We start from the raw sequence: 26,318 nt of genomic DNA on the forward strand, positions 1-26,318 counted from the left end.
GCCATGGTAAGACTGACCGATGCGGAAAAGGCGATGCGCGACGGGGCCGATGGCCCGGCCGTGGCCAAGGCGATGGACCTGCTGATCCGTTATGCTGAGGCGCTGGGCGCGGAGGATTTCGTCGAGACCAACAATGTCGCGGGCGTGCCCGGCTCCTCCCCGCAATGGGTGAAGGACTACTACAAGGAAGACGGTGGCGATTATCGCGCGGTCTTCTCCCGCTTCGATCTCGATTCGGACGAAGTGGTGGACGTGCCGCGCATGAATGCCTTTTCCTGCCACCTTCAGGGCGGCATGGACCCGGAGATGTGGCGCGAGCAGGGCATGAGTGAGGAAGCCTTCGCCAATTTCCGCAGCGACGAGGCGGAAGTCGCCTCGCACGGCATCCAGGTTCTCAAGACATGCACGCCCTACCTTGCCGGCAATGTACCCGTGATGGGCGAGCATTGCGCGTGGATGGAAAGCTCCGCCGTGGTCTTCTGCAATTCGGTGATCGGCGGGCGGACCAATTGCGAGGGGCGGGAATCCACCAGCGCCGCCATGCTGGCCAAGCGCATTCCCAACTGGGGCTTCCACACGGACGATTTCCGCAAGGGCCAGCACGCGATCGACGTGGAGGTGCCGGTGGATTCGATCTTCGAATGGGGCATGCTCGGCTATTTCACCGGGGCTGCGGTGGAGGATGCGATTCCCGTTCTCGACGGCGCGATCTCCGATGCGGCGCTGATCAAGCACAAGCATTTCGGCGCGGCTGCGGCCTCCTCGGGCGGGGTGGAGATGTACCACATGGTCGGCATCACTCCAGAAGCTTCGAGCCGCGAAATCGCTTTCGGCGGCGCGGACAAGGGCGAACGCTTCACCTATGGCGCGAAGGAGCGGGCGGCGGTTTACGAGCGGCTCAATTCCATCGGCGAGAGCCGCGATGTCGATTACGTCATGCTCGGCTGTCCGCATTACTCGATCGACCAGATCGCCGATGCAGCGCGCATGCTCGAAGGGCGCAAGGTGCATGAAAATGCCGAGCTGTGGATCTTCACCAGCCGTGCGGTGAAGGCGACCGCGATGGCCAGCGGTTATGACCGTATCCTGCGCGAGGCCGGGGCGAAGCTGATGACGGACACCTGCTCCGCGATCAGCCAGGCCGTTCCGCCGGGCACCAAGGTCGCCGCTTTCGACAGCGCCAAGCAGACGCATTACCTGCCCGCGATGATGGGCATTGAGGGCTGGTTCGGCACCACGCAGGACTGTATCGACGTAGCCTGTACCGGCAAATGGGAAGGGAGGCTCAACTGATGGCGACAGCAGAACTCAAGGCGCCCGACATCGTCATTCGCGGACGCAAGGTCGTGGGCGGCGTGACCGAGGGCGAAGCGCTGGTGACGAGCCAGACGATCTCCGGCTGGGGCGGGGTCAATCCGCTGAAGGGCGAGGTGATCGAGAGCCATCATGAGCTGAAAGGCGTCAGCTTCGCGAACAAGATCCTCGTTTTTCCCGGCGCGAAAGGCTCTTCCGGCTGGTCGGGCGTGTTTCACATGACCAAGCTGACCGGCTGTGCGCCGCTGGGCATGCTGTTCACCATCACCACCACCAAGGCGGCTTTGGGCGCGGTGGTGCTGCGCGTGCCGACCATGACCGATTTCGACCGCGATCCGGTCGAGGCGATCGCAACGGGCGACTGGGTCCGCATCGATGCCGACAAGGGTGAAGTTCAAATCTGGAAAGGGGGTCGCGCGTGAGCGATCAGCCGAAAATGCAGCGGGTCGAGGGGCATAGCGAAGACCGCTTCCTCGGCTCCGACGTGTTCGAGAGTTCGGGCCGCAATATCCCGCCGCCCAATGGCGGGGGCACCGTGCGCGAGGAAGCGCGCGATATCGATATCTATCACAAGTGCGACGTCGCCGTGATCGGTGGCGGGCCTGCTGGTTGCGCTGCCGCATGGGCGGCGGCGAAGGCCGGCGCGGACGTGACCCTGATTGAGCGCTACAATTGCCTTGGCGGGCTTTCCACCGGCGGCCTCGTCATGTGGATCGACCGCATGACCGACTGGGAAGGCAACCACGTAATCCAGGGCTTCGCGCGCGAATTCATCGACCGCATGCCGCCCGAAGCCGTGGCGGGGCCTCCCAAAACCGACTGGGGTTCGAAGGACCCGATGAAGACCGCCTATTGGGGCAATCGCACCACGGCGTTTCACGGCATCGTGCAATGGGCGCCGACGCTCGATCCGGAGCGGATGAAGCTCAATGCGCAGGAAATGCTGCTGGAGGCGGGCGTCCGCATCGTGTTCCACGCATGGGGATCGCGCCCGATCATCGAGGATGGCGCGGCGAAGGGCGTAATCTTCGAAAGCAAGCAGGGCCGCACTGCTCTGATGGCAAAGGTGGTGGTCGACACCACGGGCGATGGCGACATGTTCGCCCGCGCGGGGGCTGACTACGATACCGATATCGAGGAAGGCGACGTCCATCACTCGATGAACACCAGCTGGGTGATCGGCGGGGTTAATATGGACCGCTGGATCAACTGGAAGGTGCTCTATCCCGACCAGCTGACCGAGCTGATGAACAAGGGCCGCGAACAGCTGGGCTTCTTCCAGACGCCCTATGTCAGCTGGCGGCCGGATATCGCGCTGTTCCTCGGGCCCCGCCAGTCAGGTCTCTCAGCGCTCGACGTGGATGACATGACCGAGGTCGAGATCCGCAGCCACCGCCTGATGGAGGGGCATTGCCGCTTCTTCCGCGAGAACGCTCCCGGCTTCGAGAATGCCTACAGCCTGCAAAGCGCCAGCCAGCTGGGCGTGCGCCACACACGGCGGCTGGGCGGCGTCGGCCGGATCGAGCGCAAGGATTGGGGCAATGGCACGCCGGTGGCGGACGAGGTGGGCATCAGCCCCTCGATCAGCCCGAAATTCCCGATTGTCTCGGTGCCTTATGGCAGCCTGGTCCCGCGTGCGCTGGACGGCATGCTGGTGGCAGGCCGCCATATCAGCTGCGATGCCAATTCGCACGGCTTCATGCGCGAGATCCCGCAATGCTGGCTGACCGGCCATGCGGCGGGCGTGGGCGCGGCGCTGGCGGCGGACCAAGGCGTGCAGCCGCGTGCGGTAGGTGTGGCGGATGTTCGCAAGACGCTTCGCTCGCAGGGCGCACACCTGTCCGATGATGCCAGAGTTGAAGGGAAAAAAGGCGAGGCCGTTGCCGCCAAGTAGCGGCAACGGCCTCGCCTGTCCTCTCGGTCAGAACTCTCCGGCCACACCAACCCGCGCGGCGGTGTTCTTGCCGCCGCTATAGGAAAGGCCCGCAGTCACGGCGAAGGGCGTTTCGGTGTTGAGGCGGGCCGCCAGCGAAGCGCCGAGCCCGAATTCGCCGCGATAGACGGAGGCATTGGCCGCGTAGCTGATCTTGCCGCCTTCGGAAGGCATCGGGGCCGGAGTCAGCGCCACTGCCGCGGCGATCCCGCGATTGGTTTCGCGCCGTTCGATTGCCGCAAGATCGAACAATGTCGCGACATTGCCCTCGAGCGAATTGATCTGCCCGACCATGCCCTGCAGCGCCCCGACATCCAGCGAGCTGACGCCGAGATTGCCTTCGGCATCTGTGGTCACGAAGGAGACCGGGCCGGACTGGCGTGCGGCGCTTTCCTCCGAAGTCAGGCCGGCGAAGGTGTATGTGCTGTCACTGCCGCCCAGCGCGATCTGCCCGTCCTGGTCCGCGACAGCGCCATTGCCGATCGCGACTGTGCCGATGCCGGTGGCCGAGGCGCCATTGCCCAGCGCGATGGCGCCGTCGCCCACCGCGCTGTTCACATTGCCGATGGCGACCGCGCCGGTGCCGGTGGCGGTGTTGTTCGCGCCCAGCGCGACCGCGCCCGTACCCGTCGCCAGATTGGGATCGCCGATCGCGACCGCGCCATCGCCCGAAGCGATGTTTCCGGCACCGATGGAGACGGCCTGGCCGTTGATCGCCTGCGCGTCCGATCCCATCGCAACCGAGCGGTCACCACTGGCGATGCTGCCGGGGCCGATGGCGAGCGCGTCCGTGCCGGTGGCGGATGCCGCCGGGCCGGTGGAGTTTACGTCGAAGAAGGCCAATTCCTCGCTATTGGCATTGGCCAAAGCCAACGCGGTATTGGCTTCGGACTGCGCCTGCTGCGCGGCGGTGCGCGCCAGGTTGGCGTTGGCCTGCGCATCGACGGCGGCTTCGAAGGCATCGTCCGCCCGTTCCTGTGCTGCCGCGACACCGGCACCGGCATTGTCGGCGGCGAGCTGGGCTGCGCGCGCTTCGGTAAGCGCGGTATCGGCGGTCGTCTGCGCTGCGGCGGCATTGCTGAAAGCGGCATCGGCGCGGTCCTGCGCCGCGGCCGCGTTGGCAAGCGCCGTATTGGCGGTCGTCTGCGCGGCAGTCGCCGTGGCTGCGACGGTATCGAGCTGGCCCTTGTTCACGGCATCGGTCGCCTGCGTGCCCGCCGCGACATTGACGATTTGCCGTTCATTGCCGGTGCTCCCGACGGATACCGTGTCCTCCCGGTCGGCAACCGAGCCGGTGCCCAGCGCAACCGAGTTCGCCGCAGTGGCCTGCGCACTTCCGCCCAGGGCGATGGCGCCGGCGGCATCGGCTTCGGAATCATTACCGATGGCGATGGCATCGTTGGCCGAGGCGATCGCGCCATCGAAACCGCTATCGCTGCCATCACTGCCTATCGCGATCGAGCGAGCGCCGCTTGCCGTGGCGTAAGTGCCGTTGGCAGTGCTGCCCGTGCCGGTCGCCTGGCTGAAGGCACCGGTTGCTGTGCTGAACTGGGCCGTTGCCTGGCTGGCAAAGCCGATGGCGGTTCCATCAAAGCCGGTTGCCCTGCTGCCCGCGCCGAGGGCCGCGCTTTGAGTGCCGCTGGCCAAGCTGCTTGCGCCGGTAGCAGTGCTGTTGGTTCCGCTGGAGAGGCTGCCCGTGCCGGTCGCTGTGCTGCCTTGGCCGGTCGCCTGGCTGAAGGCGCCAGTCGCCGTCGAGTCTGACTGGGTGGCGGAGCTGCTGGTCCCCGTGGCCGTGCTGGCTACGGCGCTTGCGGTGCTGTCATAGCCGACGGCGGTGCTGTCCTGGCCGGTCGCCTCGGCATAGCCGCCGAAGGCCGCGCTGCGCGTGCCGGTGGCGACGCTATATGCACCGGCGGCGATGGTGTTTAGCTTGGTGGCCTGGCTGGAAAAGCCGATGGCGGTGCTTTGTACCGCGCTGGCGACGCTGCTGACACCGGCAGCGGTGGCCCTTGTGGAACTCGCCGTGCTGGACGAACCCAGGGCTGTGCTGTCTTGGCCGGTCGCCCTGCTGTTATATCCGTTTGCCGTTGCGCGCTGGCCGCTGGCCTCGCTGGTAATGCCGGTAGCGGTCGCATTCTCGCCACTCGCCTGGCTGGATGCGCCGGTGGCCGTGCTACCGATACCGGTGGCGTCTGCGCTGAAACCCGTCGCCGTGGCGTTATGCTGCGTAGCGGTGCTGTAGGCGCCCGTCGTGGTGCCATTATACCCGCTCGCCTGACTGTGAGCGCCGGTTGCCGTGGCCTGGACATTGCTGGCAGTGGCGCCGGCGCCTGTCGCGGTGCTGTACGTATAGCCGGCAGAGCTGCTCTGGCCGGTGGCTGTGCTGTCTGTGCCGGCTGCCGAACTGTCCTGGCCGGTCGCCGTGCTTGAGTGTCCGGTGGCTGAGCTGCCCTCACCTGTGGCGGTGCTATCTTGGTTGTTTGCCGTGCTGTTCGCGCCAGTGGCCGTGCTGCTCTGGCCGGTGGCTCGGCTGAAGTAGCCGGTGGCGGTGCTGTTGATCTGGCTGGCCTGGCTCTGCCGCCCGGTTGCCGTACTCTGCGTGCCGTTGGCGACGCTTTCCGATCCGGTGGCCGTGCTGCTGAAGCCGGTTGCCGAGCTGTTTGCCCCGGTTGCGGTGCTATCCGCGCCCGTCGCGATCGCGCCGACACCGCAAGCGACATTGTCGTCATTGTCATTCGAGTTGGCCCCGCCGTCATTGTCGGTCCCGGCATCGATGGTGCCATTGTCGTTCCGGTCGAGCAGGCAATCCTCGGCCATTGCCGGAGTGGCGATTGCGATTGCACCGAAGCTGGCTGCGGCAAGAAGGCTGCGCCGCAGCGCGATGGATGAAATTGACATGATTATCCCCCAAGATAGTCAGACTGGAATGGTTGTGGCCGACAGGCGTTGCCGCTCCGGCGTGGCAGCACGGGCGGTGAGCTTGCTGGTTGGAATTCGTTCTGGCAGGCGGCGGCTTGCCCCGCAGCGCCCAAGTATTTGCCCCCCTCGTTCACCTCATTTACTTGTTTGTGTGCGATCCCCGAGACGGGCCGGACGGCTAAGTAATTTCACGTGGGAGCCCAACAGGTGCGGATTGATCGAAACAAGCGGATTCCGGTGAATGGCAAGCATTGCAACTGAATGGAGTGACGATCTGATCGTGATCGATACCTCTGCCCAGAGGTTCGGTAGCGGCGTGGACATCTGGCAGATCGGTGAGGTGCCGGACCCGCTGGGCCCGCCTTGCTGGGCAGTTATGGCGGCGCGATACCTGCTCTCGCTGCCTTATGAGGAGGCGGTCCCGCGCCTGCTCGAATTCGTCGGTGAAGCGGCCGGGGCCGACCGGGCCTGGATGCTGCGCTTCAATGACGAGGTCTCTCTGCTGCGCAATTCGAACGAGTGGTGCCGGGAAGGCGTCTCGTCTCATGTTGCGGACCTGCAGAACGTGCCGGTGACCATACTGGGCGAGATGCTTGCACCGCTGCGGGAGGGGCGCAGCATCGCCGTCAACGACGTGTCCCTGCTGCCGCGCAGCCTGCGCAGCATGCAGGTCGAATTCAGGCACCAGCAGATCCAGAGCACCCTTACGGTGCCGGTGCGCAATGACGATGGGCGGCTGATCGCCTGTATCGGGCTCGATTCAACCCGTGCCGAGCGCCGGTGGACTGTCGATGAGGTTCATGCGCTGATCCAGATCGCCGCGCTGATGGGCGTGGCGAATACCGAGGGCGCGCCGAGCCGACGGCCAGTGGGCGAGGACTTCTCGGTGCCGGTCTATCTCCGTTCGGGCAGGACGATCCGCGGCGTGCCGCTGGCCTCCATCGCCGCGATCCGCGCGGACCGGGACGGTGCGATCGTATGCCTGCGCGATGGTGTGACGCTGGACGACGATCGCCCGTTGCGATGGTGGCAATCCGTCCTTCCCGAACAGGACTTCCTGCGCGTCCATCGCTCGGCGCTCATCAATGTCCGGCTGGTGGAGATGCTCAGGCGGCGGCAAGGGGGGCAGGACCTGGAACTGCTAGTCACGGGTCTTCCTGAATCCACTCCGGTCTCCAGGGCATCGGCGGCGGAACTGCGACGACGCTTGGGGGCATAGAGCGAGAGAGCCCAGCAAAAGCGGAAGTTTGCCGATAGGCTGGGCTTTCTTGGAGGACATCGCAGGGTGCATCGACAAGCGCACCGAAGCCGCACCTACCAGGAAGCGGAGGCAATGCGTGCCCATCCATGTGCTGGCGGCGAGAGGCATGGGATCACCAGGTTAGGCCTGGTGCTCATCGCTGCCGAGGTCCGCGCTCGCGTTCTGCGCTCAGGTTGTCGCCGGGCTGCCCGCTCCGCTTTTTCGGGCCGCGATCCAGCGCTCGATTTCGGCGCCATTGCCCGTCTTCCAGCCCATGGCCGAACCCGAAGTGCAGCAGGCAGAGCGCGATCTGCTCACGCGCCGGGCGGGCGACGAGGCGGCCCCTGCCACGGAGGAGGGGCAGGGCAATACCAAGATCGGCAAGCGCGAACTGGTCGATGCGCTGGAGCGGACGGGCTGGGTGCAGGCGAAAGCCGCGCGCCTGCTCAACCTCACGCCGCGCCAGATCGGCTATGCGATCCGCAAATACGGGATCGAGGTGAAGCGGATCTGATTGCGCCTTCCGGCCCTACACGCCTAGAAAGGCGTCATGGCCGGGGAAGATGCACTGAAGATCAAGCTGCAGGTCATCTGCGGGGATGAGATTGCAATGGGGCCGGGCAAGGCCGACCTGCTCGATGCGATCGGGCATGAGGGGTCGATCTCGGCCGCCGGGCGCGCGCTGGGGATGAGCTATCGCCGGGCCTGGCTGCTGGTCGATGCGATGAACCGCTGCTGGCGCGAGCCGCTGGTCGAGACGCGAGCGGGCGGGAAGGGCGCGCGTGTCACCGCTTATGGGCACGAGGTGCTGCATCATTTCCGCATGCTGCAAAAGGCCGCTGGGCGCGCGCAGGGCGGCAGGGACTGGGAGCGGCTGGGCGCTGAATTGCTGGCCGAGCCAAGACCGAGCCAGAAGGCCTGAGTCAGGCGATCTCGATAACCTCGCCGGCGAGCCGGTCGACCTCGGTCCGGTCATGGCTGACATAGAGGATGGGGATGGCGAGTTCGGCCCGGATCCGCTCGATCAGCCCCATGATCTCGCCTCGCCGGGCCATGTCGAGCGAGGAGAGCGGCTCGTCCATCAGCAGGAAGCGCGGACCGGATAATAGCGCCCGGCCGATGGCGACGCGCTGCGCCTCGCCGCCCGAAAGCGTATGCGGCATCCGCTCCAGCAAATGCCCGATCCCCAGGAAGCCGACCGCGACATCGAGTGCCAGCCAGCGCCGTTCGGGCGGGGCCAGCTTCCAGCCGAACAGCAGATTGTCGCGCACGCGCCGGTGCGGGAACAGCCGCCCATCCTGCAGCACATAGCCGCAGGCGCGGCGTTCGGGCGCAAGGTCGATCCCGCTTGTGCTGTCGAACAGGACTTCCCCCGCAACCGCGATGCGCCCGCGCTTCGGCCTGACGAGCCCGGCGACCATGTCGAGCAGCGTGGTTTTCCCGGCACCCGAGGGGCCGAACAGGGCGACCAGCCCGGCATCGGACGCGAAGCTGGCTCCAATCGTGCGGCCGCCGCGCGGCAGCTCGACATCGACTTCAAACGACATGGTCGCCACCTTTTCGATCCGACCGGCGCGACAGCCATTCGGACAATGCCAGCGCCGCTAGCGAGATCGCCACCGAAATCAGCGCCAGCCGTGTCACCGCAGCCTCTCCGCCGGGCACTTGCAGGGCCGTGTAAATGGCGAGCGGCAGGGTGCGCGTTTCCCCTGGAATGTTGGAGACGAAGGTGATCGTGGCGCCGAACTCCCCCAGCGAACGGGCGAGGCCCAGCACCAGCGCCGCTATCACCCCGGGCAACGCCAGGGGCAGGGTGATCGAGAAGAAGGTGCGCCATGGCCCGGCGCCCAGCGTGCGCGCCACGCCTTCCAGCCGGGGATCGACATTCTCGAGCGAAAGCCGGATCGCGCGCACCATCAGCGGCAACGCCATGACAGCCGCCGCCACCGCCGCGCCGGTCCAGCGGAAGATCAGCGTCACGCCGAACCACTCTTCGAGGAAGCGTCCGATCGGACCGTTGCTGCCGAAAGCGATCAGCAGCAGCCAGCCGGTCACCACCGGCGGCACGACCAGCGGCAGGTGGACCAGCGCATCGAGCAGGATCTTGCCCGGAAATCGCATGCGGGCGAGCAGCCAGGCCAGCGCAAAGGCAAGCGGCAGCGCAGCCGCCATGGCTACCGCGCTGACCTTCAGCGAGAGCAGCACGATTGCCCATTCCTCTTGTGTCAGCCAGCCCATGCGCGTCAGCCGGGCTCGAAGCCGAACCGGCGGAAAATGGCTTGGCCTTCATCGGAAAGGAGAAAGTCCTCGAAAGCCGCCGCATCTGGATGCGCCGACTGGGCGAGGCGGGCGACCGGATAGGTGATCGGGCTGTGGCTGTCGGCCGGAAAGATCGCGACGACCTGCACCTTTGCATCCGCCCTTGCATCGGTCGCGTAGACAATGCCCAGCGGTGCTTCGCCGCGGCTGACCAGCGTCAGCGCCACGCGGACATTCTCGCCCACGGCCAGCTTGCCGGAAACCTCCTCCCATAAACCCAGGGTGGATAGCGCCTCCTTGCCGTAGCGGCCCGCGGGGACGGAATCGGGATCGGCCATGGCCAGCCGTCCCTCGCCCAGCTCGCGGGCGAGCGGGAAGCCGGGGGAAAGCGCGATCGATCGCGCCTCTGCTGCAGGAGCAATCAGCACCAGACGGTTGCCGGCAAGCGTGGCGCGCGTGCCGGCAGCGAGGCTTCCGTTAGCCTCGATCGCATCCATCCATTGCTCATCTGCCGAAATGAACAGGTCGCCCGGTGCGCCGGCCTCGACCTGGCGGGCCAGCGCGGACGATGCGGCGAAGGAAAGGGAGGGGCGTGGATGGCCCTGCGCCTCCCAGCTATCTGCAGCCTCCTCCAGCACTTCCTGCAGGCTTGCCGCTGCCAGGATCAGCGGACCCGATTGCGGCTGCGACCCGGCGCTGCAGCCAGCGAGGAGGAGCGCAAGGAGGAAGGGCAGTATGCCGGTGCTACGCATGATATCTGAGCGTATATACAGATGGGCTCAAGACGGGAAGTGGTGATCGACAAGAATGTTCGACCTGTTGCGTTGCAGCAATAGAGGGTGTTCTTGGTCACGATTCCCTGCATATCAAGAGGGAAATCGTCCGACAGATAAGATGCTGCAGGTGCACAGAATCTGGGTTTCGGGCCGGTGGAGAGCTACGGTCTGACCGGACCTAAATTATATACACAAAGATATAAGAATGGATGTCGTTTCTCCCGTCGAGGCCAAAATCGCCCGAAATACCCGTTGGGCCTGGTCTGGCGCCAGCCGACAGCCCTGACCCCAGCTGGGATTTGTCCATAAGAGACGAGCTGCCCCACGGCTTCCCGCTCCGCCATCTGCTTCCGCAAACGGTCACCCTTTTCAGGCGGTGTTCCTATCCGGTGAAGCCGTCCTTGCGGAAGATTTCGCGGCCGCGGCGGAACATCACCAGAAGCTCCAGCGTCTCGGGGTGGAAGAAGGCCTCGATCGCCTGTCCCTGCTCGTTGCGGGCATAGACCTCGTAGCAATCGCCCTGCACCAGCACTTCGAGCACTTCCCACCCGCGCTGCCAGGCCTTGCGGCTGACGGCGCGTTCGGGCTCCCAGTTCTCCTGCGGTCCGGCGCCGCAAGTCACGTCGCCATCCGCAAGAGCCGGTTGCGCGAAAGCGAGCGCACTTGCCGCGGCGGCGAGCGCGAGGCTGTTCCTGGAGAAGCGGTTCATGCGGTCTGTTCCCTGTTCCGATGTTTGCGAATGCGGCGCAGGTCCAGCCGCAGCGTCCAGACGATCAATAGAGGTGCAAGGTGAACCAGCGCTGGCCCGGCATCGCGGTCGAGCAGCCACCAGTGGATGCAGGCGAGAAGGTATGCGGGATAAACGCCTTGCTGGATGCGTTTCCAACTGCGGCCCAGCCTTCGCATGGCCCGGTCGGTACTGATCGACGCCGCTGCCAGCATGAAGGCAAAGGATAACCAGCCCGTCCAGATCGAGGGGAGGGGCAGTTCGTCGATCACATAGGCGAGTGCGCCCATGTCGATGAAATAGAAGGCGAGGTGCAGCGCGCCATAGCAGAAGGCGGCGACGCCCAGATTGCGGCGGATCGCCATCCATCCGCGCAGGAAGCGGTTGGGGCCGAAAATGTCGGTCATCGGCCCCACCAGCATAGCCAGCAGCATCAGGCGCAAGGCCGTCTCCCCGCTGGGGTGGTACATATGCATGGCGAGCGCTTCGCCGCTGGCATATTGCCGCAGCATCAGCGCCGTCGGAACCGCCAGCAATAGCCACAACAATATGCGCCGCCAGCTCATGCCGGGTCAGACCTGCGCCCAGCGGCGCAGCAAATTGTGATAGACATGGATCAAGCGATCGACATCCGGATCCTGCTTGTCGCGGCCGACGGAGAGCGACTGGATCGACTGGTCGAGATCGAACAGCATCGAACGTGCAGGCGTGTCCGCCACGGCGCTCTGGATCCAGGTTATCGCGCAGATACGTTGGCCCTTCGTCACGGGCATCACCTGGTGCAGGCTGTTCGAGGGGTAGAGCACGATGTCTCCGGCGGGCAGCTTCACTTCCTGCGCGCCATATTCGGTTTCGACGACCAGCTCGCCGCCCTCATATTCGTCGGGCTCGGAGAGGAAGATCGTGGCGGAAATGTCGCTGCGGATGGTGATGTCCGCCTGTGGCACGCGCATCAGTGCGCTGTCCACATGGCAGCCGTAATGGCCGCCATCCTGGTAGAGGTTGAAGACCGGTGGGAAGATCTTCTCCGCCAGCGATGCGGAAATGAAAGTGGGGTTGCGGCCCAGCTTGGAGAGCAGGCCATTGCCCCATTCACGCGCTTGCGGATCGGTCACGCCCAGCTGGAGGTTCTGCTTGACCGAGACCGAGCGCGTGCCGGCCGTCTCCGCGCCATCCTTCCACGCCGCGCCAGAGAGCTCGTCGCGCAAGGCGGCGACCTCATCCGTCGACAGGAGTCCTTCGATCGTCAGCAGCATGGCAAATCCGTGAATTCTCAAAAAGGCGATGGCGGGGCACCCATCGGGCACCCCGCCATAACCAAGGTCAGGCTAATGCCCGATCAGAAGCGACCGGTCAGCGTCAGCGTAGCGCGGCGCTCGTCACCCTTGTAGAGGAAATGTCCGCTGCGGTAGCCCGCAAGGTAATAGTCCTCATTGCCGATGTTCGTCACGTTCACACGGGCCTGCAGCGCATCGTTGACACGGTAGGTCGCGAAAGCGTCGAACGTCCAGTAGTCCGGCACGCGATAGGCATAGACGTCCAGCGTGGAGTCATAGCTCGCCGCATCGTCCGGCTGGCCCGTGAACATCTCACCCTTGTAGGTGGCCGATGCACCGAAGGCGAAGGCCGGCGTCGCCTGGTAGCGCAGCTGGGCGTTGAACTGCTGGTTGGAGAAATTGGACAGGCGCAGGCCGATATCGGCCGGATCGCTTGCCTCCAGGACTTCGGACTCCATGATCACGCCCGAAACCTGTGCCATCAGCTTGTCGGTGATGTTGCCGACCAGGCCGATTTCGATACCGCGAACACGGTTCTTGCCGGTGTTGAGCGAGCCGCCGGCTTCATAGCCCGAGCCTGCGGATTCGAAGATGCCGTCCTTGGTGATCTGGAACAGCGCGCCGGTGACCAGCAAATGGTCATCGAACAGGTCCCACTTGGTGCCAAGCTCGAAGCTGGTCGAGCTTTCCGGGCTGCCATCGCCAATATCGGTGCCGTCGGCCACGCAGATACCGCCATAGCCGCAATTGCCGCCGAGGTCGGACTCGCCGCCATTGATGTTCTTGGCCGTGCCCCAGGTGAAGTAGACGATGCCTTCCTCATGCGGCTTCACCGTGATCCCGGCATGGCCGTTCCACAGCGTGTCCTCATATTCATAGAGCGTCGGCGTGGTCGCGCCGCGACCAAGGACCGCGTTTGCATATTCGAAGGAATCGAGACGGATGCCGCCATTCAGCGTCAGCCACTCATTCACCTCGACCGTGTCCATGAGGTAGACGGAGAGCGTCTCGACGCTCCAGTCGCTGTCGATCCCGCCGCGAACGATATTGCGTTGCAGAAGGTTGTGGATCTGGTCCTGGCCGAAGATCACGTTGCGGTTCTCATCCGTGATGCAATAGTTCGGGCTGAGGCCGCCGCGTCCCGGCGTTTCGCAGTTGGTGGCGCCGTTGTTGGTGACATCGAACGTGCCGTTGGCGACGTTGTAGTCCGAATACTCTGCCCCGATGATCGCCTGATGATACAGCGCGCCGGTGTGGAAGTCCGCAAACAGGTTCAGCTGGTTCACGAAGTAATCGACTTCCTGGTAGCCCTGGTGCGTGCTCAGCGTCACTTCGCCGAACGTCATCGCATCCGGATCGTACGCACCGCCGCGCAGGCCGGTGAGGACATAGCCGTTCTCGGTCTCGCCATAGCGGGTCGAGTTGCGCAGCGTGAACGTGTCCGACAGTTCCCAGGTCAGGCGACCGGTGAAGGTGTCGACATCGGAAGTCAGGAAGTCTTCCGCCTGCGCGTAGTTCGGCACATCGTCCCACGGATCATAGACGGTAACGTCGCTCGGGCCGGTGCCGGTCGGGCGCGGCACATAGCCGCCGATATCGGGAATGTCGTCCGCCGACAGGTGGTAGTAGTCGAGCAGGATTTCGAACGTGTCGGTCGGCTGGAACAGGGTGGAAAGCGCCACGCCCCAACGCTCGCGATCGGAGAAGTTGCGGTTGGGGATTTCCTGGTTCGCATAGAGGCCGTTCACGCGCACCGCCACATAGTCGCTGACGCGGAAGTTCGCATCCACCGTGCCGCGATAATACTCGTCCGTGCCCACGCCCAGATCGACGCGGGTGAAGTTGTAGTCCGTGCTCGCCTGCTTGGTAATGGAATTGACCGCACCACCGGTGGAGCCGCGACCGGCGAAGCTTGCGCTGGGGCCCTTGGTGATCTCGATCTGCTCAACCGCGAAGCTTTCGCGGGTGGTCATGCCGGGATCGCGCAGGCCGTCGACGAACACGTCGCTGCGCGCTTCGTGGCCGCGGATGATGTAACGGTCGCCAAAGGCGTTGCCGTTCTCGCCCGTGCCGACGGTGACGCCGGGCTGGTTGTCGAGAATGTCGCGCAGGTCCGTCTCGCCCGATTCCTCGATCTGCTGTTCGGTCAGGACCGTGATCGTCGCAGGCGTTTCGGCCAGCGGCTGGACGCGGCGCGGGTCGCCCGAAACGCGGGCCTTATAGGGCGCGCCATCCTGTGTGTAGGGGTTGGAATCGGCGGTATAGTCGCGGATTTGCAGCGTTTCGAGCTGCACTTCCCCAGCCTCTTCCTCCTCGCTATTGTCCTGTGCATGGGCCGGCATGGCCAGCATCGCGGCGGATACGCCCAACGCGATTGCCGAGCCGGAACGGCGCAGGCTGGCGGGCCTCTTGATACTAGTAGTGCGTCGCATTCTCAATGTTTCCCTCTGGTTATTCCCATGTTCTGTGAAGATGCCGCTATTTACGGCTTAGCGAATATTCGATGGGCAGGCTGATGGTGACGCTGTCGCGCTCCATCGAGCGGGGCATCGCCGGCAGCGGCGAAACCCGGCGAAGCAGGGCGATGGTAGCCTCGTCCAGAGCCGGATGGCCGCTGCTGTTGCGGATGGCGATATCGGTCACGCGCCCGCGCCGGTCGACCGTGAAGCGGACGGTGGGTGTACCCTGCAATCCGTCGCGGCGCGCCTCTCGCGGGTAACGCTTGTTGCGCTCCAGATGGGCGGCGACCAGCGCATACCAGTCCGACTGTTCCTGCTGCGCGCGCGGATCACTGCCGGGCCCCGTTCCGCTATTGGCCGTCGCGGTAGCAGGAGCCTGCGATTGCGCGCGCGGGGCGGAAAGGCGCGGAGCAGGCGTTACTGGTTGCGGAACATGCTGCGCGCGCGCCGCCAGACGGACGGGCTGCGGTGTTGGCAGCGTGACCGGATCGGGCGGCAGTGGAGCGTCGATGCGCGGCGCCTCGATACGCGGCACAACCATTTGCGGCAGTTCCTCGGCCAACGGCTGCGGCGCGTCTTCCGGCTGCGGAGCTGGTGGCGGAGCCGCGCCGGCGGCCAGCTCTATCACCATGACCGGGTCGGGCAGGGCAACGGCCTGTTCACCGCGCTGGATCGCCAGCACGCCGCCCAGCGCCAGATGACCGGCAGCGGCCGCGCCAAGGGCAAGGCGCCAGTTGGGAACGATCCCGGGAAGGATGCCCGCTGCGCTCACTGCGGATCGGTTCCTTCCGCCCCTACCAGCGCGACGCGGAGGTAGCCCGATGCACGCAAATCGTTCATCGCCTGCATCAGTTTGTCATAGGAAACGGAGCGATCGGCGCGCAGGAAGATGCGCTGTTCGCGGTCCTCGCCGGTCAGGCGCGTGATCTCTGCACCCAGCTCGCCCATCGGCGTCTCCCGGTCATTCACTGTCACGCGGCCATCGGCCTCGATCGTCACGAAAACGGGCTGATCCGGTCGCGGCGCGCTCTCGGCATTGGCAACGGGCAGGTCCACCCGCACATCGACCGTGGCGAGCGGGGCGGCGACCATGAAAATGATCAGCAGCACCAGCATCACGTCGATAAAGGGCGTGACGTTGATCTCGCCATTCATCGGCAGGTCGCCGTCATCCGAAGTGCCGAGGCGGAATGCCACGCGCTCAGCCCTCCACCCTGGCGACGCCGCGCGAGAGGTCGCGCGATGCGATGTTGAGGATGGCCGCGGCGCGGTCAGCCGCCAGCGCGCGCTGTTCGGCAACCTGGCGGGCGAAGTGGTTGTAGACCACCACGGCGGGAATGGCGGCGAACAGGCCGACACCGGTCGCCAGCAGCGCCTCGGCGATACCGGGCGCGACCACGGCAAGGTTGGTGGTCTGGTTCTCGGCAATACCGATGAAGCTGTTCATGATGCCCCAGACGGTGCCGAACAGGCCCACGAAGGGCGCGGTCGCACCGATCGTGGCGAGCACATGGACGCCGCGCGCCAGCTTGCGGCCGGTGGCGGCTTCGATCCGGGCGAAGCGCGTGGATATCCGCTCGCGAATACCGTCCGCATCGTCCAGTGCATCGGCGGAGAGCTTCAGTTCCAGCTCTGCGGCATCGAGCAATTCGGCGGCTTCAGGCGCCTGCTTACGCGCATCGTCTAGCGTGCGGGCCTGCATGATCGCGGCGTTGAGGCGCTTCTGCGCGGCGCCGACCTTGCGCAGTTCGACCATCTTGGCGACGAACACGGTCCAGGTAACGATGGATGCGATCACCAGCCCGATAATGACAAGCTTCACCACCCAATCCGCCTGCGCGAACATGGATCCGACCGAGAGCTGCTCCGGCACGACCGGCGCAGCGGCCAGATGCGCGGGTGAGGCAAGTATAATGCAGATTGCCGCTGCTACCGCTTTGCTGCTTCGGTTCAAATTCATTGAACAGTCCGTCCCTCACTGATTCGAGGGCGATCTACGGTTATTGCGAAACATTTGCAATAGAGTCTGGTCTCAGTTGCTCACGATAGCGACCGTGCGTCTACAGCGCGCTACAAGTGGAGTGGGGACTCAGTCGTGATTTGCTGCCCCGAAGAGCTGGCTACGTCCGGCCTCTCGGGCCGGCGATTGCTGGTGGCTAGCGCAGCCGTTCCACCCGTGCGATCAGGTTCTGCTCCTTCAGCAGCATCCGATAGCCGCCCGACCAACTACCCCACAGTTCCACCGCGATTTTTTCGTCCCGGGGAAGTCGCAACCTTTGCGCATCGCCGCCGGTTTGCTGCCAAACCTGGCCATTATCGAGCTGGAACATCATGCGGCCCGGTACGCGTTCGCGGAAGTCCACGACGGTTGCCTCGAAGCGTTCATCCTCCACCGAATTCGAGAAATCGCGCTGGCGGACGGCGATCTGTTCCTCGCCCAGCTGGGCCAATCCATTGGCGGGCGCGGCAGGTGCCAGCGGAGGAGGTGCCGGAACTTCGGGGGGCGTTTCGGCGGGAGTCGCGCGGGCCAGCGCTTCCTCGGCAGCAAGCAGGGCCTGGTACAGGCACTCTATGCGCTCACTATCGCTCGGCAGCGCCATGCAGCGCTCGGCCGTCTCGCTCTGCGCCAAGGCGGGGGCAGTGATGAAAAGGCTCGCCCCCAGGAGCGTGCCGAAAACTGTTGTGATGGAGCGCACTGCTACCTCCTGCGCCGGAACTGCTGGTATCGGTCATCCGCTTTCGGGGTCCCGGCTGGCCCGGCTGCGGATAGGGCATTCCCAAAAAAATAGGCGGCGGCTTTTGGTGGGAGCCCGCCGCCTATTTCAGGGAGGATCTTCCTCAGAACGTCATCTGCGCTCCGATATAGAAGTTCCGGCCGAGCGGGTTGTAGACCCCGCCGCCTGCCCGCGTGGCCGCACGCGGATAGTCGGAGGCATCGGGATCGCCGCCCGACAGCGGCGGAGCGCGGTCGAACAGGTTCTCGATACCGGCGCGCACCAGGAAGTTCTCGTTCACACGATACGACCCGCTGAGCGCGAAGGTGTCATAGGAGCTGGGCACGCCGATCGTGTCCGTATCCGGGGTGGTGGCAGCTGCCCCGGATTCGATCGACGGCCAGTGCTGCCAGCGCAGCGTGGCGTTGAACGGGCCTGCGAAGTAGTTGAGCGTGGTGAATACACGGTAGTCATAGCCCATGCATTGCAGGCCCAGCGCGCAACCCTGCGTGCCTTTCCAGTCGATCGGATCGGACGTGGCCGAAGCCTGCGTCTCTTCCTTCAGGTTGATGTTGGCCAGCACCGTCAGGCCGATCCCGCCGGGAATGGCATCCACACCAAGTTCGTCGAAACGGCCGTTCCAGCTCAGCTGCACATCGATGCCGCTGGTCTTGATGCTGCCTTCATTGGTCGGCGCGCGGAAGATCGCCGCCGGTTCGCCCGTGGTCGTATCGCGCTCCAGCCGCTGGCATTCCAGCGAATTGGGATCGCCCGCCGTGTTGAAATCGGGATCGAGGCACTCGCGGAAGATCGTGTCCGCATCCTTGAGTGCGATCAGGTCATCGATTTCGATATGGTACCAGTCGATGCTGGCACGCAGGCCCCCGAACACCGGGTCGGTGGTCGGCGAATCGATCACCAGGCCGGCGGTCCAGGTCTTGGCGGTTTCCGGACCGATATTGGGGTTGCCGATATTGTTCGGCACACCCACTCCGCCAGCCGTCGGCTGGTCTGCCACCGGACGACCGTAATATTCCTGCGACCCGGTCGAGCCCATCAGCGAAGTACAGATATCCTTGGTGAAGGCCGCACCCGTCGCGCCGTTGACATTGGCATCGGGATTGGCGCTGTAGGGACCGTCCTCGTTATTCTCCGAACACTGGTCGCCATATTGCGTGGAGAGGAAGGCGAAGACCTGCGTGCCTTCCAGGAACAGCTCGCCGATATTGGGTGCGCGCGTGGCCCTGTTATAGCCGCCGCGAACGCGCGCCCAGGGCGTGAAGGCCCAGTCGAGCAGGACCTTGTAGGTCTCCACCCCGCCGATCGTGCTGTAGTCCGAATAGCGCCCGCCAAGCTCGAGATTGAGCTCGTGGATGCCCGGCACGTCACGCACCAGCGGCACCAGGAGCTCGCCATAGACTTCCTTGACGTTGTAGCCGCCCTGTGTGCTGCTTTCCGGACGCCGGCCCACGACACCGTCGAGGAAGTTCTCGAAGCTCGTCTGCGAATCCGTGCGGTAGATGTACTCATATTCGCGCCACGCACCGCCGACCGCGAATTGCAGGGCCCCGGCCCACATCTCGAAGGCGTTGCCCGTCAGGTTGATCTCGGCCGCCTTCTGGATGAGGTTGGTGGTGTTCTGCAGATTGACGTCGATCGCCGCGATGCAGTCCTCCGAAGGCGTGAAATCCTGGATCAGCGGAAGACCGGTGGTGCAGGTCGCGCTGCCGCCCGAATTGCCCCCGCGCTCCGTATTGTCCTGCGCCGCAAAGCCACGGCCGAAATTGGGCGCGGAGGCCACCGCACGCCAGCTTTCGCGCGACAGGAAGCCCTCGTAGATCGCCACCGTCTCGGTTTCGCCATAGGCATAGCTTGCATCCCAGAACCAGCCATTGGGCAATTCGCCTTCGAGGCCGGTCAGGAGCTGGTAGGTGGTCGTGTTGTTGAAGGTCTGGCGTGGCGGCAGGAAGTCCAGCGCCGTCTCGATCTGGATATCCGCATTGGGGTTGTTGCGGCTGTTGAGCAGCAGTTGCACTTCATCCGGCAGCGGGAACACCTCGCTCTCGGTACAGCCGCCCATCTCGGGGCAGTTCAGCCCGTAATTGCCGCCCGACAGGTAGAGGGCATTGGTGGTGCCATCGCCATTGAGCGAGCTGGGAATCCCGAGCGCCTCATTGCCCTCATAAATTTCCGAACCATAGGGAATGTCCACCGAATGCGCGCCCACGGCGGAGCCGAAGCCCAGCAGCGTGCGGTTCTTGGTGCGGCTGAAGGTCCCCTGCGCGAACACGGTGATTTCCGGCGTCAGGTCGTAATCGCCGCGGCCGAAGAAGGAATAGCGGCTCAACGGGATGGAGATCAGCGATTCCAGCTGGTTCTCGTTGATCGACCCATCCGCGTTGAACTTGCGGTAGGGCGCATCGCCATAGCCATCGAGCGTGAACGGCCCGTCATACTTGTAGGCGCCCGGAGCGCTGGCACCGGCGCTGAAGAAGCCCGCGGCGCCGGTGAAAACCGTGCCCGTCCCGTCAGGCGTGGGATTGATGAACCACTGCGCGTTGCGCGGGATCGTGCCGGGTTCGAGACCCGGGAAGATTGAATCGATGGCAGCCTGGCTGGGCCAGCCGCCCGGCCCGCCGGGCTGGGGCACGATCTCGGTTTCGCCGAAGAAGAACTCGGTGCCGGGTACATTCGGGCTGGCTAGTTCGTCGCGGCGCCATTTGCGGTCGATGGCAAGCGCAGAGCCGCGCTCGGAATATTCCGCACCGAACATGACATTACCGCGACCGCTGGCGTAGTTGGTGCCCCACAGGCCCGAAACGCGATAGGTTTCGCTGTCGCCGACTTCGGTGATGCCGTACTGACCGTCGACAGTAAGGCCGTCGAAATTGTCCTTGAGAATGAAGTTGACCACACCGCCCACGGCATCGGCGCCATAGACTGCCGAGGCACCGCCGGAGATGATCTCCACGCGCTGGATTGCTGCGGAAGGGATCGAGTTGGTATCGACCACCAGGGCAGCGTTGACCGGCTGCGCGCGGCGGCCGTTCAACAGCACCAGGTTGCGGTTCGGCCCCAGACCACGCAGGCTGACCGTCGAAGCACCGACCGTGTTGGTGGCACTGTTCTGCACGTCGGTGGTGGTGAACTGGGTGACTGCCGGTACGAATTGCGGCAGCCGGTTCAGGATGTTCTCGACCCCGATCGAGCTCGTATCCTCGAAGGTTTCGGCATCGACCGTGACGATCGGGCTGTTGGCTTCGAAATCGCGGGCACGGATACGCGTGCCGGTCACGACAATGGAGTTTTCACCTTCCTCGATCTCGTCGAGTACCGATCCTTCTGCGCTATCCGCCACCTGCGCATAGGCAGGATTGGTCAGTCCCAGCGCCCCGCAGCCAGCCATCAGGGCGGCCTTGAGGCACAATTGGCGATCCGCAAACTTCATAATATTCTCCCCCTCAATTTTTTGGCGAAGAGAAGAAAGTTTACCTATAGATATTTAAGGCGCAGAAGTATGTTATGAGAATTCCATGTAAAAATGGACTCATTTCATTAAAGTCGGCTCACCTTGATCAGGTGATATTTATGATTCTTGGCCTAAAAGGCCTGTATTTCTGCGCTTTAGCGTCTAATTGGTTTCTCTCCCCGCCTTCGCGATTGATTTTCTATCGCGGAGGGTTGAAAGAGAGCAACGCATCGGGTGCTTATATTGAGCTATAAGAAGGTCCCGATATAGTGGATCGGCATGGTCGCGGCGCCGGCACGCGGCAGCAGGTCGCCGGCCTGCCCTGGAGAGTGTATCGACGTGAGCGAAGACATCACATTCTGCCAATTGCGCACCTTCGTCTGCGCGGCGAAGCTTGGCAGCTTCGTGAAGGCGGCAGAGAGCCTGGGCATTTCCCAGCCGGCAGTAAGCGATCAGATCAGTACGCTGGAGAAGCGTTTGCGCGCGCCGCTGTTCCACCGCCGCAGGGGTACCACGCCGGTCCTCACCGCGCGCGGATTGGCGGTGCTGCAGGACGCGGAGGCTATCCTCGATGCCAGCGAAAGGATGCTGCGGAACAGCGATGGCGATTCCGACCGAGAGACGATCCGGATGGCCATCGGGCCGCATTTGCGGGACAAGTACTTCAATCCGTTGGTCAGCGAGGTTTATCGTCACTATCCCCATGCGGATATCGAACTGCACTCCATGCGTCCTTACGAAGACGCCATGCGGCTGCTGAACAGCGGCGATCTCGATATTATCGTGTCCACGGTTCTTGCCGGTGAGAACGCCATTCCCGAGGACATCAGGGTCTGCGATGTGGACGTGGCGCTCGTCGCCTCACCCGACCTTGCGGCTCGCATCGCAACGGGCGAGGCGCGGCTGGAGGAGCAGGACCTGCTGGTGCCGTTCAATCGGGCGCAGCGCTCGGCCCGCTGGATCAGCCAGTCGCTGAAGGAGGCCGGTCTCCACTTCCTGCGCCCTCCGCGCTTCCTCAACAATGGCGACATGGTGCAGCGCCTTGCCTGCGAGGGGCTGGGCGTGGCCTATCTGATGCCCGAAACCATCGAGAAGGAACTGGCTGAAGGCACGCTGGAGGTGCTCGATGTCGATCTGCCGCCGCTCACACGCGTGCTGGCAAAGGCGCCCGGCGGCAGCCGCGTCAATTCCTTCATCGAAAGCGAGCTGCGCGCGGCACTCACCGGAGCGGCGCGACCGGCTTAGGCGAAAAGGCGGGCGCGGCTCCGGTATCAGATATAAGGATTAGCCTATTGCTCGTATAAGGGTGGCCGGTGTTGCTTGGTGCAGGGTGGACCAGTAATTCCTGCTCGAGGAGAGAGTTCGCCGCGCGCTTGATCGCAGGACAGTGCAGCCCGGCGTGCTAGAGGAGGGGCGGTAGCGTTGGGCATGGATCGTATATCCACAAGACGAAAGAGGTTGGGCCAGGCGCTGATGATCGGCGCCGGAATGGCGGCGCTGGCAATTGCACCGGCATCCGCGCTGGTTGCCCAGGCTGGGGGAGCGTCGCCGACCGAACTGTTCTGGGGCGAATTGCACCTGCATTCGAACCACTCGCTCGACGCCTATATCACCGACAATACGATGGTCACGCCGGACATGGCCTATCGCTATGCCCGCGGCATTCCGATCGAGCAGCCCGGTCTCGACCGCAAGATCCAGATCCGCCGTCCGCTCGATTTCATGGCCGTCACCGATCATGCGGAGATGATGGGGCTGTTCACCCTGCTCAACCGGGCGGATGAAACGCTGCTGGCGACGCCATGGGGCCGCCGCGCCATGGCGGCGCATGTCCGCGATCCCGCGCGCGGGGCGATGAGTGTGACTACGGCCGGTATGGCTGGACCTCCCGTGCCCGAGCTGCAGGAGATGATGGGCGAGATCTATTCCGATGCGGTGCGCAGCACGGCATGGGCGGTGGAGATCGAGGCGGCAGAGCGGAACTACGTGCCGGGGACCTTCACCACCATGTTCGGCTGGGAATGGTCTTCAGTCGTCGATGGCGGCAAGAACCTGCACCGGATCGTGCTCGCCAATACCGATGGCGAAGGCGCGGGGAGCTTCATTCCCTATAGCAGCCAGGACAGCCAGCGGCCGGAGGATCTGTGGTCGTGGATGTCCTCCACGCGTGACCGCACGGGGATCGACTTCATCGCCATCCCGCACAATTCGAATATTTCGGGCGGGCTGATGTTCCAGATGACCGACAGCGACGGTCGGCCGATTTCCGCTGCCTATGCCCGCGCCCGGCAGCAGTGGGAACCGCTGGTGGAAGTGACGCAGGCCAAGGGTACGTCCGAAGTGCATCCCGAGATTGCGCCGAACGACGAGTTCGCGGACTTCGAGATCCGCCGCAAGCTGCTGATCGGCACGCCGACGCCAGCGGACGAGGGCGACTATGCCCGCTCCGCGCTGCAGCGCGGGCTGCAGATCCAGGAGCGCACGGGGGTCAATCCCTACAATTTCGGCATGATCGGTTCGACCGACAGCCATACCGGCCTCTCCTCGGTGCAGGAGAGCGATTTTTACGGCAAGCTGGTGTCGGACATTCCGCTCAGCTCGCATGTCATCGGGCCACGGCCCGTAATCTTTCCGGCGTGGGAAATGGGCGCTTCGGGTCGCGTTGCCGCCTGGGCAGAGGAAAATACCCGAGAAGGTATCTTTGCCGCCCTGCGCCGGAAAGAGGTCTATGCCACCACCGGCCCGCGCATCGCGCTGCGCATGTTCGGCGGGTTCAACTTCTCGGCCAGTGATGCCGATGCACGCGATATCGCGGCGCTCGGCTATGCCCGGGGCATCCCGATGGGCGGTGACCTGACCGCCGCACCTGCAGGCCGCGCGCCGAGCCTGCTGATCCTTGCCGCCAAGGACCCGCTCAGCGGTAATCTCGACCGCGTGCAGGTGGTCAAGGGCTGGGTCGACGCCGACGGCGAGGCGCATGAGCACGTCTATGACGTCGCATGGTCGGACGATCGCCGCATCGGGCCCGATGGCAAGCTGCCCGCCGTGGGCAACACCGTCGATCTGGAAACCGGGCTCTACACCAACAGTATCGGCGCGGTGCAGCTGGCGACGGTGTGGACCGATCCCGATTTCGATCCGCAGCAGGCTGCCTTCTACTATGTCCGCGTGCTGGAAATCCCGACGCCGCGCCACTCGCTTCTCGACGCCATTGCGCTCGGCATCGATGTCGAGCAGACGGGGCAGCCCGCGACCATCCAGGAACGCGCCTACTCCTCGCCCATCTGGTACACGCCGGCCCGCCGATGAGTGTCATGCGCCGGCTCGCGCGGGAGCCGCTGGTCCATTTCGTGCTGCTGGGCGTGCTGCTGTTCGCCGTCTACGATGTCGTGAACGAGGACGACGCGCTCGATCCGCAATCGCGCGTGATCGAGGTCGACCGCGAAACGCTCATCAATTTCCTGCAATACCGCTCGGCGGCTTTCGAGCCGGGCTATTTCGAAGCGCAATATGACGCGTTGTCGGAAGAGCAGCGGGCTGAACTGGCGCGCTCCTATGTGCGGGAGGAGGCGATGGCGCGCGAGGCGATGGCGCTTGGCCTCGAAGAGAACGATTACGTCATCCGGCGGCGGCTGGTGCAGAAGATCGAGTACCTTGTGGCCGATACTGATATCGAACCGGAGCCGCCCACGGAAGACGACCTGCGGGCGTATTTCGAAGAGCATCGCGCGGATTTCAGCCTGCCGGCCGAATATACCTTCACCCATGTCTTCGCCGATGCCGAGATCGACCGTGCGGGCGGCCCGCAGGCCCATGCGCGGGCGCTGCTGGCGCGGCTGCGCGCGGATGGCGCCAACTTCAACGATGCCCCGTCCTATGGCGACCGCTTCCCCTACCAGCTGAACTATGTGCGCCAGAACCTGCGTCCGATTGCCGATGTCTTCGGCCCGGAATTCGCCGCCGCGCTGGACGCCATGACGCCGGACGAGACGTGGCAAGGTCCGGTCATGTCGCGCTTCGGTGCGCATCTCGTATTGCTGACCGATCGCGAGCAGGCCCGCGAACCTTCTTTCGAGGAAGTGCGTGCGCAAGTTGCCTCCGCCGTGCTGGAGGATCGCCGGACGAATACGCGCGAAGTCCTGCTCGATGAACTCGTCGACCAATATGATGTTCGTTACGCTGAGGGTATTCCGGAGCCATGAGGCGCTGGCGCGTCCAAGCGTTGGCATCTCTGCTGCTGGCCATTGTCGTGGCATTGGGCGCGGTTCCGGCACAGGCGCATGACGCGCGCCCGGCCAGCGTGTTGATCCGAGAGCTTCCGAACGACCGCTTCGCCATGCGCGTGCGCGCGCCGGGCAGCGTGGCCCTGGATAACCGCCCGATCCCCGTCGCACCCGGGGGCTGTACGCCGGTGAACCTTGGCGCAGAGGATATAGGCGACGTCCTCTCACAGGCCGTGGTCTCCTGTCCGGGAGGAGTGCAGGGCAAGCGCTTCGGCATTGCCTATCCGATATACAACCCGTCGCTCTCCACGCTCTTCCGGCTCGAACAGCTGGACGCGCCGCCGCTATCCGCGCTGTTGCCGCCCAGCGAAACAAGCTGGACGATCCCCGAACGCGCCAGCGTGCTCGAAGTCGTGGGCGACTATTTTCGTCTCGGCGTGCAGCACATTCTTGGCGGGCTTGACCACTTGCTGTTCGTTACCGGCCTGCTGCTGGTGGCAGGCACTTTTCGCCGCTCGCTGATCGCGCTGACGGGCTTTACGCTCGCCCATTCGATCACGCTGGCGCTGTCCACGCTCAACCTCGTGCGGCTGCCCGCGCCTCCGGTCGAAGCGGTGATCGCCCTGTCGATCCTGTTCCTGGCGGTGGAGATCGTGCGCGGGCGCAAGGACAGCCTGACTTTTCGCTATCCCGCGCTGGTGGCAACCTTGTTCGGCCTGCTGCACGGCTTCGGCTTTGCCGGCGTGCTGCGCGAAATCGGGATTCCGCAGACCGAGATCGCGGCGGCCTTGCTCGCCTTCAATGTCGGGGTCGAGGCAGGCCAGGTCGCCTTCGTGCTGCTGGCGCTGGCGCTCTACGCGCTGGTGCGGCGGGCCATGTCGGGGCTGGACCTTGCAGGACAGCGCGATCCGGGACCGGCGATCCGCCAGCTCTGCGCCTATGGTATGGGTATGGTCGCGGTCTTCTGGCTGGTGCAGCGGATGGAATCATTTGCATGAGGATGGCGGA

At 64.5% G+C, this 26,318-nt stretch carries 23 protein-coding genes; 10 read left to right on the forward strand and 13 right to left on the reverse strand.

Translation table 11 applies throughout. The features are described 5' to 3' along the window. Nucleotides 1-3 precede the first annotated feature (3 nt). Genes E5222_RS03220 through E5222_RS03230 form a run of 3 tightly spaced genes read left to right on the forward strand, consistent with a single transcriptional unit; the run spans nucleotide 4 to nucleotide 3,208 of the window. Nucleotides 4-1,293, forward strand: a complete 1,290-nt coding sequence (locus tag E5222_RS03220; protein ID WP_136692267.1) for an aconitase X — start codon at nucleotides 4-6, stop codon at nucleotides 1,291-1,293. Further along, the gene (locus E5222_RS03225; RefSeq protein ID WP_136692268.1) at nucleotides 1,293-1,736 is read left to right on the forward strand and encodes an aconitase X swivel domain-containing protein; all 444 of its coding nucleotides are present in this window, start codon (nucleotides 1,293-1,295) and stop codon (nucleotides 1,734-1,736) included. The genes E5222_RS03220 and E5222_RS03225 overlap by 1 nt, the downstream gene beginning before the upstream one ends. Further along, nucleotides 1,733-3,208, forward strand: coding sequence for an FAD-dependent oxidoreductase (locus tag E5222_RS03230; RefSeq protein WP_246021523.1), 1,476 nt, complete (start codon nucleotides 1,733-1,735; stop codon nucleotides 3,206-3,208). Before E5222_RS03225 ends, E5222_RS03230 begins: the two co-directional genes overlap by 4 nt. 27 nt (nucleotides 3,209-3,235) lie before the next feature. On the opposite strand, the gene E5222_RS03235 is transcribed toward E5222_RS03230, so the two are convergent. Continuing rightward, nucleotides 3,236-6,145, reverse strand: a complete 2,910-nt coding sequence (locus tag E5222_RS03235) for a hypothetical protein (protein ID WP_136692269.1) — start codon at nucleotides 6,143-6,145, stop codon at nucleotides 3,236-3,238. Between the two features lie 262 nt (nucleotides 6,146-6,407). Between E5222_RS03235 and E5222_RS03240 the strand changes: the two genes are divergently transcribed. The 3 genes from E5222_RS03240 to E5222_RS03250 all read left to right on the forward strand — a co-directional run bounded on the left by E5222_RS03240 (nucleotide 6,408) and on the right by E5222_RS03250 (nucleotide 8,328). Beyond that, on the forward strand, nucleotides 6,408-7,385 hold the full coding sequence (locus E5222_RS03240) for a GAF domain-containing protein (protein ID WP_136692270.1): 978 nt from the start codon (nucleotides 6,408-6,410) through the stop codon (nucleotides 7,383-7,385). A gap of 295 nt (nucleotides 7,386-7,680) precedes the next feature. Beyond that, nucleotides 7,681-7,920, forward strand: coding sequence for a helix-turn-helix domain-containing protein (locus tag E5222_RS03245; protein ID WP_136692271.1), 240 nt, complete (start codon nucleotides 7,681-7,683; stop codon nucleotides 7,918-7,920). A 36-nt stretch (nucleotides 7,921-7,956) separates the two neighbouring features. Then, on the forward strand, nucleotides 7,957-8,328 hold the full coding sequence (locus E5222_RS03250) for a winged helix-turn-helix domain-containing protein (protein WP_136692272.1): 372 nt from the start codon (nucleotides 7,957-7,959) through the stop codon (nucleotides 8,326-8,328). Nucleotide 8,329: 1 nt separating this feature from the next. On the opposite strand, the gene E5222_RS03255 is transcribed toward E5222_RS03250, so the two are convergent. The 12 genes from E5222_RS03255 to E5222_RS03310 form a co-directional block, all read right to left on the reverse strand. Next, nucleotides 8,330-8,953, reverse strand: coding sequence for a molybdenum ABC transporter ATP-binding protein (locus E5222_RS03255; protein ID WP_136692273.1), 624 nt, complete (start codon nucleotides 8,951-8,953; stop codon nucleotides 8,330-8,332). Beyond that, nucleotides 8,943-9,644, reverse strand: coding sequence for a molybdate ABC transporter permease subunit (gene modB / locus E5222_RS03260; RefSeq protein ID WP_136692274.1), 702 nt, complete (start codon nucleotides 9,642-9,644; stop codon nucleotides 8,943-8,945). The genes E5222_RS03255 and modB overlap by 11 nt, the downstream gene beginning before the upstream one ends. 5 nt (nucleotides 9,645-9,649) lie before the next feature. Then, on the reverse strand, nucleotides 9,650-10,417 hold the full coding sequence (modA, locus tag E5222_RS03265; RefSeq protein ID WP_136692275.1) for a molybdate ABC transporter substrate-binding protein: 768 nt from the start codon (nucleotides 10,415-10,417) through the stop codon (nucleotides 9,650-9,652). Between the two features lie 406 nt (nucleotides 10,418-10,823). Beyond that, nucleotides 10,824-11,150 (reverse strand): PepSY domain-containing protein, encoded by a 327-nt coding sequence (locus tag E5222_RS03270; RefSeq protein WP_136692276.1) that lies wholly within the window; start codon nucleotides 11,148-11,150, stop codon nucleotides 10,824-10,826. Beyond that, nucleotides 11,147-11,734: a ferric reductase-like transmembrane domain-containing protein gene (locus E5222_RS03275; protein ID WP_136692277.1), complete on the reverse strand. Its 588-nt coding sequence runs from the start codon at nucleotides 11,732-11,734 to the stop codon at nucleotides 11,147-11,149. Before E5222_RS03275 ends, E5222_RS03270 begins: the two co-directional genes overlap by 4 nt. Nucleotides 11,735-11,740: 6 nt before the next feature. Further along, on the reverse strand, nucleotides 11,741-12,424 hold the full coding sequence (locus E5222_RS03280) for a Fe2+-dependent dioxygenase (RefSeq protein ID WP_136692278.1): 684 nt from the start codon (nucleotides 12,422-12,424) through the stop codon (nucleotides 11,741-11,743). An 83-nt stretch (nucleotides 12,425-12,507) separates the two neighbouring features. Then, nucleotides 12,508-14,877 (reverse strand): TonB-dependent receptor, encoded by a 2,370-nt coding sequence (locus E5222_RS03285; RefSeq protein ID WP_136692279.1) that lies wholly within the window; start codon nucleotides 14,875-14,877, stop codon nucleotides 12,508-12,510. 46 nt (nucleotides 14,878-14,923) lie between these two features. Beyond that, nucleotides 14,924-15,676: an energy transducer TonB gene (locus E5222_RS03290; RefSeq protein WP_136692280.1), complete on the reverse strand. Its 753-nt coding sequence runs from the start codon at nucleotides 15,674-15,676 to the stop codon at nucleotides 14,924-14,926. Then, entirely contained in the window at nucleotides 15,673-16,101 is a 429-nt protein-coding gene (exbD, locus tag E5222_RS03295) for a TonB system transport protein ExbD (protein WP_246021524.1), read from the reverse strand. The genes E5222_RS03290 and exbD overlap by 4 nt, the downstream gene beginning before the upstream one ends. Nucleotides 16,102-16,105: 4 nt before the next feature. After that, nucleotides 16,106-16,777 carry a tonB-system energizer ExbB gene (gene exbB, locus E5222_RS03300; RefSeq protein WP_211196078.1) on the reverse strand — a complete coding sequence of 224 codons (672 nt, stop codon included), beginning with the start codon at nucleotides 16,775-16,777 and terminating at the stop codon, nucleotides 16,106-16,108. Nucleotides 16,778-17,060: 283 nt separating this feature from the next. After that, complete coding sequence (locus E5222_RS03305; protein WP_136692282.1) at nucleotides 17,061-17,600, reverse strand: hypothetical protein; 540 nt, start codon at nucleotides 17,598-17,600, stop codon at nucleotides 17,061-17,063. A gap of 142 nt (nucleotides 17,601-17,742) precedes the next feature. Continuing rightward, nucleotides 17,743-21,066: a TonB-dependent receptor domain-containing protein gene (locus E5222_RS03310; RefSeq protein WP_136692283.1), complete on the reverse strand. Its 3,324-nt coding sequence runs from the start codon at nucleotides 21,064-21,066 to the stop codon at nucleotides 17,743-17,745. Nucleotides 21,067-21,426: 360 nt separating this feature from the next. Here E5222_RS03310 and E5222_RS03315 point away from each other — a divergent pair, with 360 nt between their 5' ends. From E5222_RS03315 to E5222_RS03330, 4 genes are all read left to right on the forward strand, one after another. Beyond that, nucleotides 21,427-22,332: a LysR family transcriptional regulator gene (locus E5222_RS03315; protein ID WP_169053459.1), complete on the forward strand. Its 906-nt coding sequence runs from the start codon at nucleotides 21,427-21,429 to the stop codon at nucleotides 22,330-22,332. 228 nt (nucleotides 22,333-22,560) lie between these two features. Beyond that, a complete protein-coding gene (locus tag E5222_RS03320; protein ID WP_136692285.1) occupies nucleotides 22,561-24,396 on the forward strand; it encodes a DUF3604 domain-containing protein in 1,836 nt (611 codons plus the stop codon). A 5-nt stretch (nucleotides 24,397-24,401) separates the two neighbouring features. Further along, complete coding sequence (locus tag E5222_RS03325; protein ID WP_169053460.1) at nucleotides 24,402-25,289, forward strand: peptidyl-prolyl cis-trans isomerase; 888 nt, start codon at nucleotides 24,402-24,404, stop codon at nucleotides 25,287-25,289. Between the two features lie 20 nt (nucleotides 25,290-25,309). Further along, nucleotides 25,310-26,308, forward strand: a complete 999-nt coding sequence (locus E5222_RS03330; RefSeq protein ID WP_169053461.1) for a HupE/UreJ family protein — start codon at nucleotides 25,310-25,312, stop codon at nucleotides 26,306-26,308. Nucleotides 26,309-26,318 lie beyond the last annotated feature (10 nt).

Origin of the sequence: Alteraurantiacibacter aquimixticola (genome assembly GCF_004965515.1) — a bacterium.
Taxonomy (GTDB): domain Bacteria; phylum Pseudomonadota; class Alphaproteobacteria; order Sphingomonadales; family Sphingomonadaceae; genus Alteraurantiacibacter; species Alteraurantiacibacter aquimixticola.

Bases quoted from the DNA above. Each gene is read 5' to 3' on its own strand.
- E5222_RS03220 (WP_136692267.1), top strand. From the start codon at position 4: ATGGTAAGACTGACCGATGCGGAAAAGGCGATGCGCGACGGGGCCGAT.
- E5222_RS03225 (WP_136692268.1), top strand. From the start codon at position 1,293: ATGGCGACAGCAGAACTCAAGGCGCCCGACATCGTCATTCGCGGACGC.
- E5222_RS03235 (WP_136692269.1), bottom strand. From the start codon at position 6,145: ATGTCAATTTCATCCATCGCGCTGCGGCGCAGCCTTCTTGCCGCAGCC.
- E5222_RS03240 (WP_136692270.1), top strand. From the start codon at position 6,408: ATGGCAAGCATTGCAACTGAATGGAGTGACGATCTGATCGTGATCGAT.
- E5222_RS03245 (WP_136692271.1), top strand. From the start codon at position 7,681: ATGGCCGAACCCGAAGTGCAGCAGGCAGAGCGCGATCTGCTCACGCGC.
- E5222_RS03250 (WP_136692272.1), top strand. From the start codon at position 7,957: ATGGCCGGGGAAGATGCACTGAAGATCAAGCTGCAGGTCATCTGCGGG.
- E5222_RS03255 (WP_136692273.1), bottom strand. From the start codon at position 8,953: ATGTCGTTTGAAGTCGATGTCGAGCTGCCGCGCGGCGGCCGCACGATT.
- modB (WP_136692274.1), bottom strand. From the start codon at position 9,644: ATGGGCTGGCTGACACAAGAGGAATGGGCAATCGTGCTGCTCTCGCTG.
- modA (WP_136692275.1), bottom strand. From the start codon at position 10,417: ATGCGTAGCACCGGCATACTGCCCTTCCTCCTTGCGCTCCTCCTCGCT.
- E5222_RS03270 (WP_136692276.1), bottom strand. From the start codon at position 11,150: ATGAACCGCTTCTCCAGGAACAGCCTCGCGCTCGCCGCCGCGGCAAGT.
- E5222_RS03275 (WP_136692277.1), bottom strand. From the start codon at position 11,734: ATGAGCTGGCGGCGCATATTGTTGTGGCTATTGCTGGCGGTTCCGACG.
- E5222_RS03280 (WP_136692278.1), bottom strand. From the start codon at position 12,424: ATGCTGCTGACGATCGAAGGACTCCTGTCGACGGATGAGGTCGCCGCC.
- E5222_RS03285 (WP_136692279.1), bottom strand. From the start codon at position 14,877: ATGCGACGCACTACTAGTATCAAGAGGCCCGCCAGCCTGCGCCGTTCC.
- E5222_RS03310 (WP_136692283.1), bottom strand. From the start codon at position 21,066: ATGAAGTTTGCGGATCGCCAATTGTGCCTCAAGGCCGCCCTGATGGCT.
- E5222_RS03320 (WP_136692285.1), top strand. From the start codon at position 22,561: ATGATCGGCGCCGGAATGGCGGCGCTGGCAATTGCACCGGCATCCGCG.
- E5222_RS03325 (WP_169053460.1), top strand. From the start codon at position 24,402: ATGCGCCGGCTCGCGCGGGAGCCGCTGGTCCATTTCGTGCTGCTGGGC.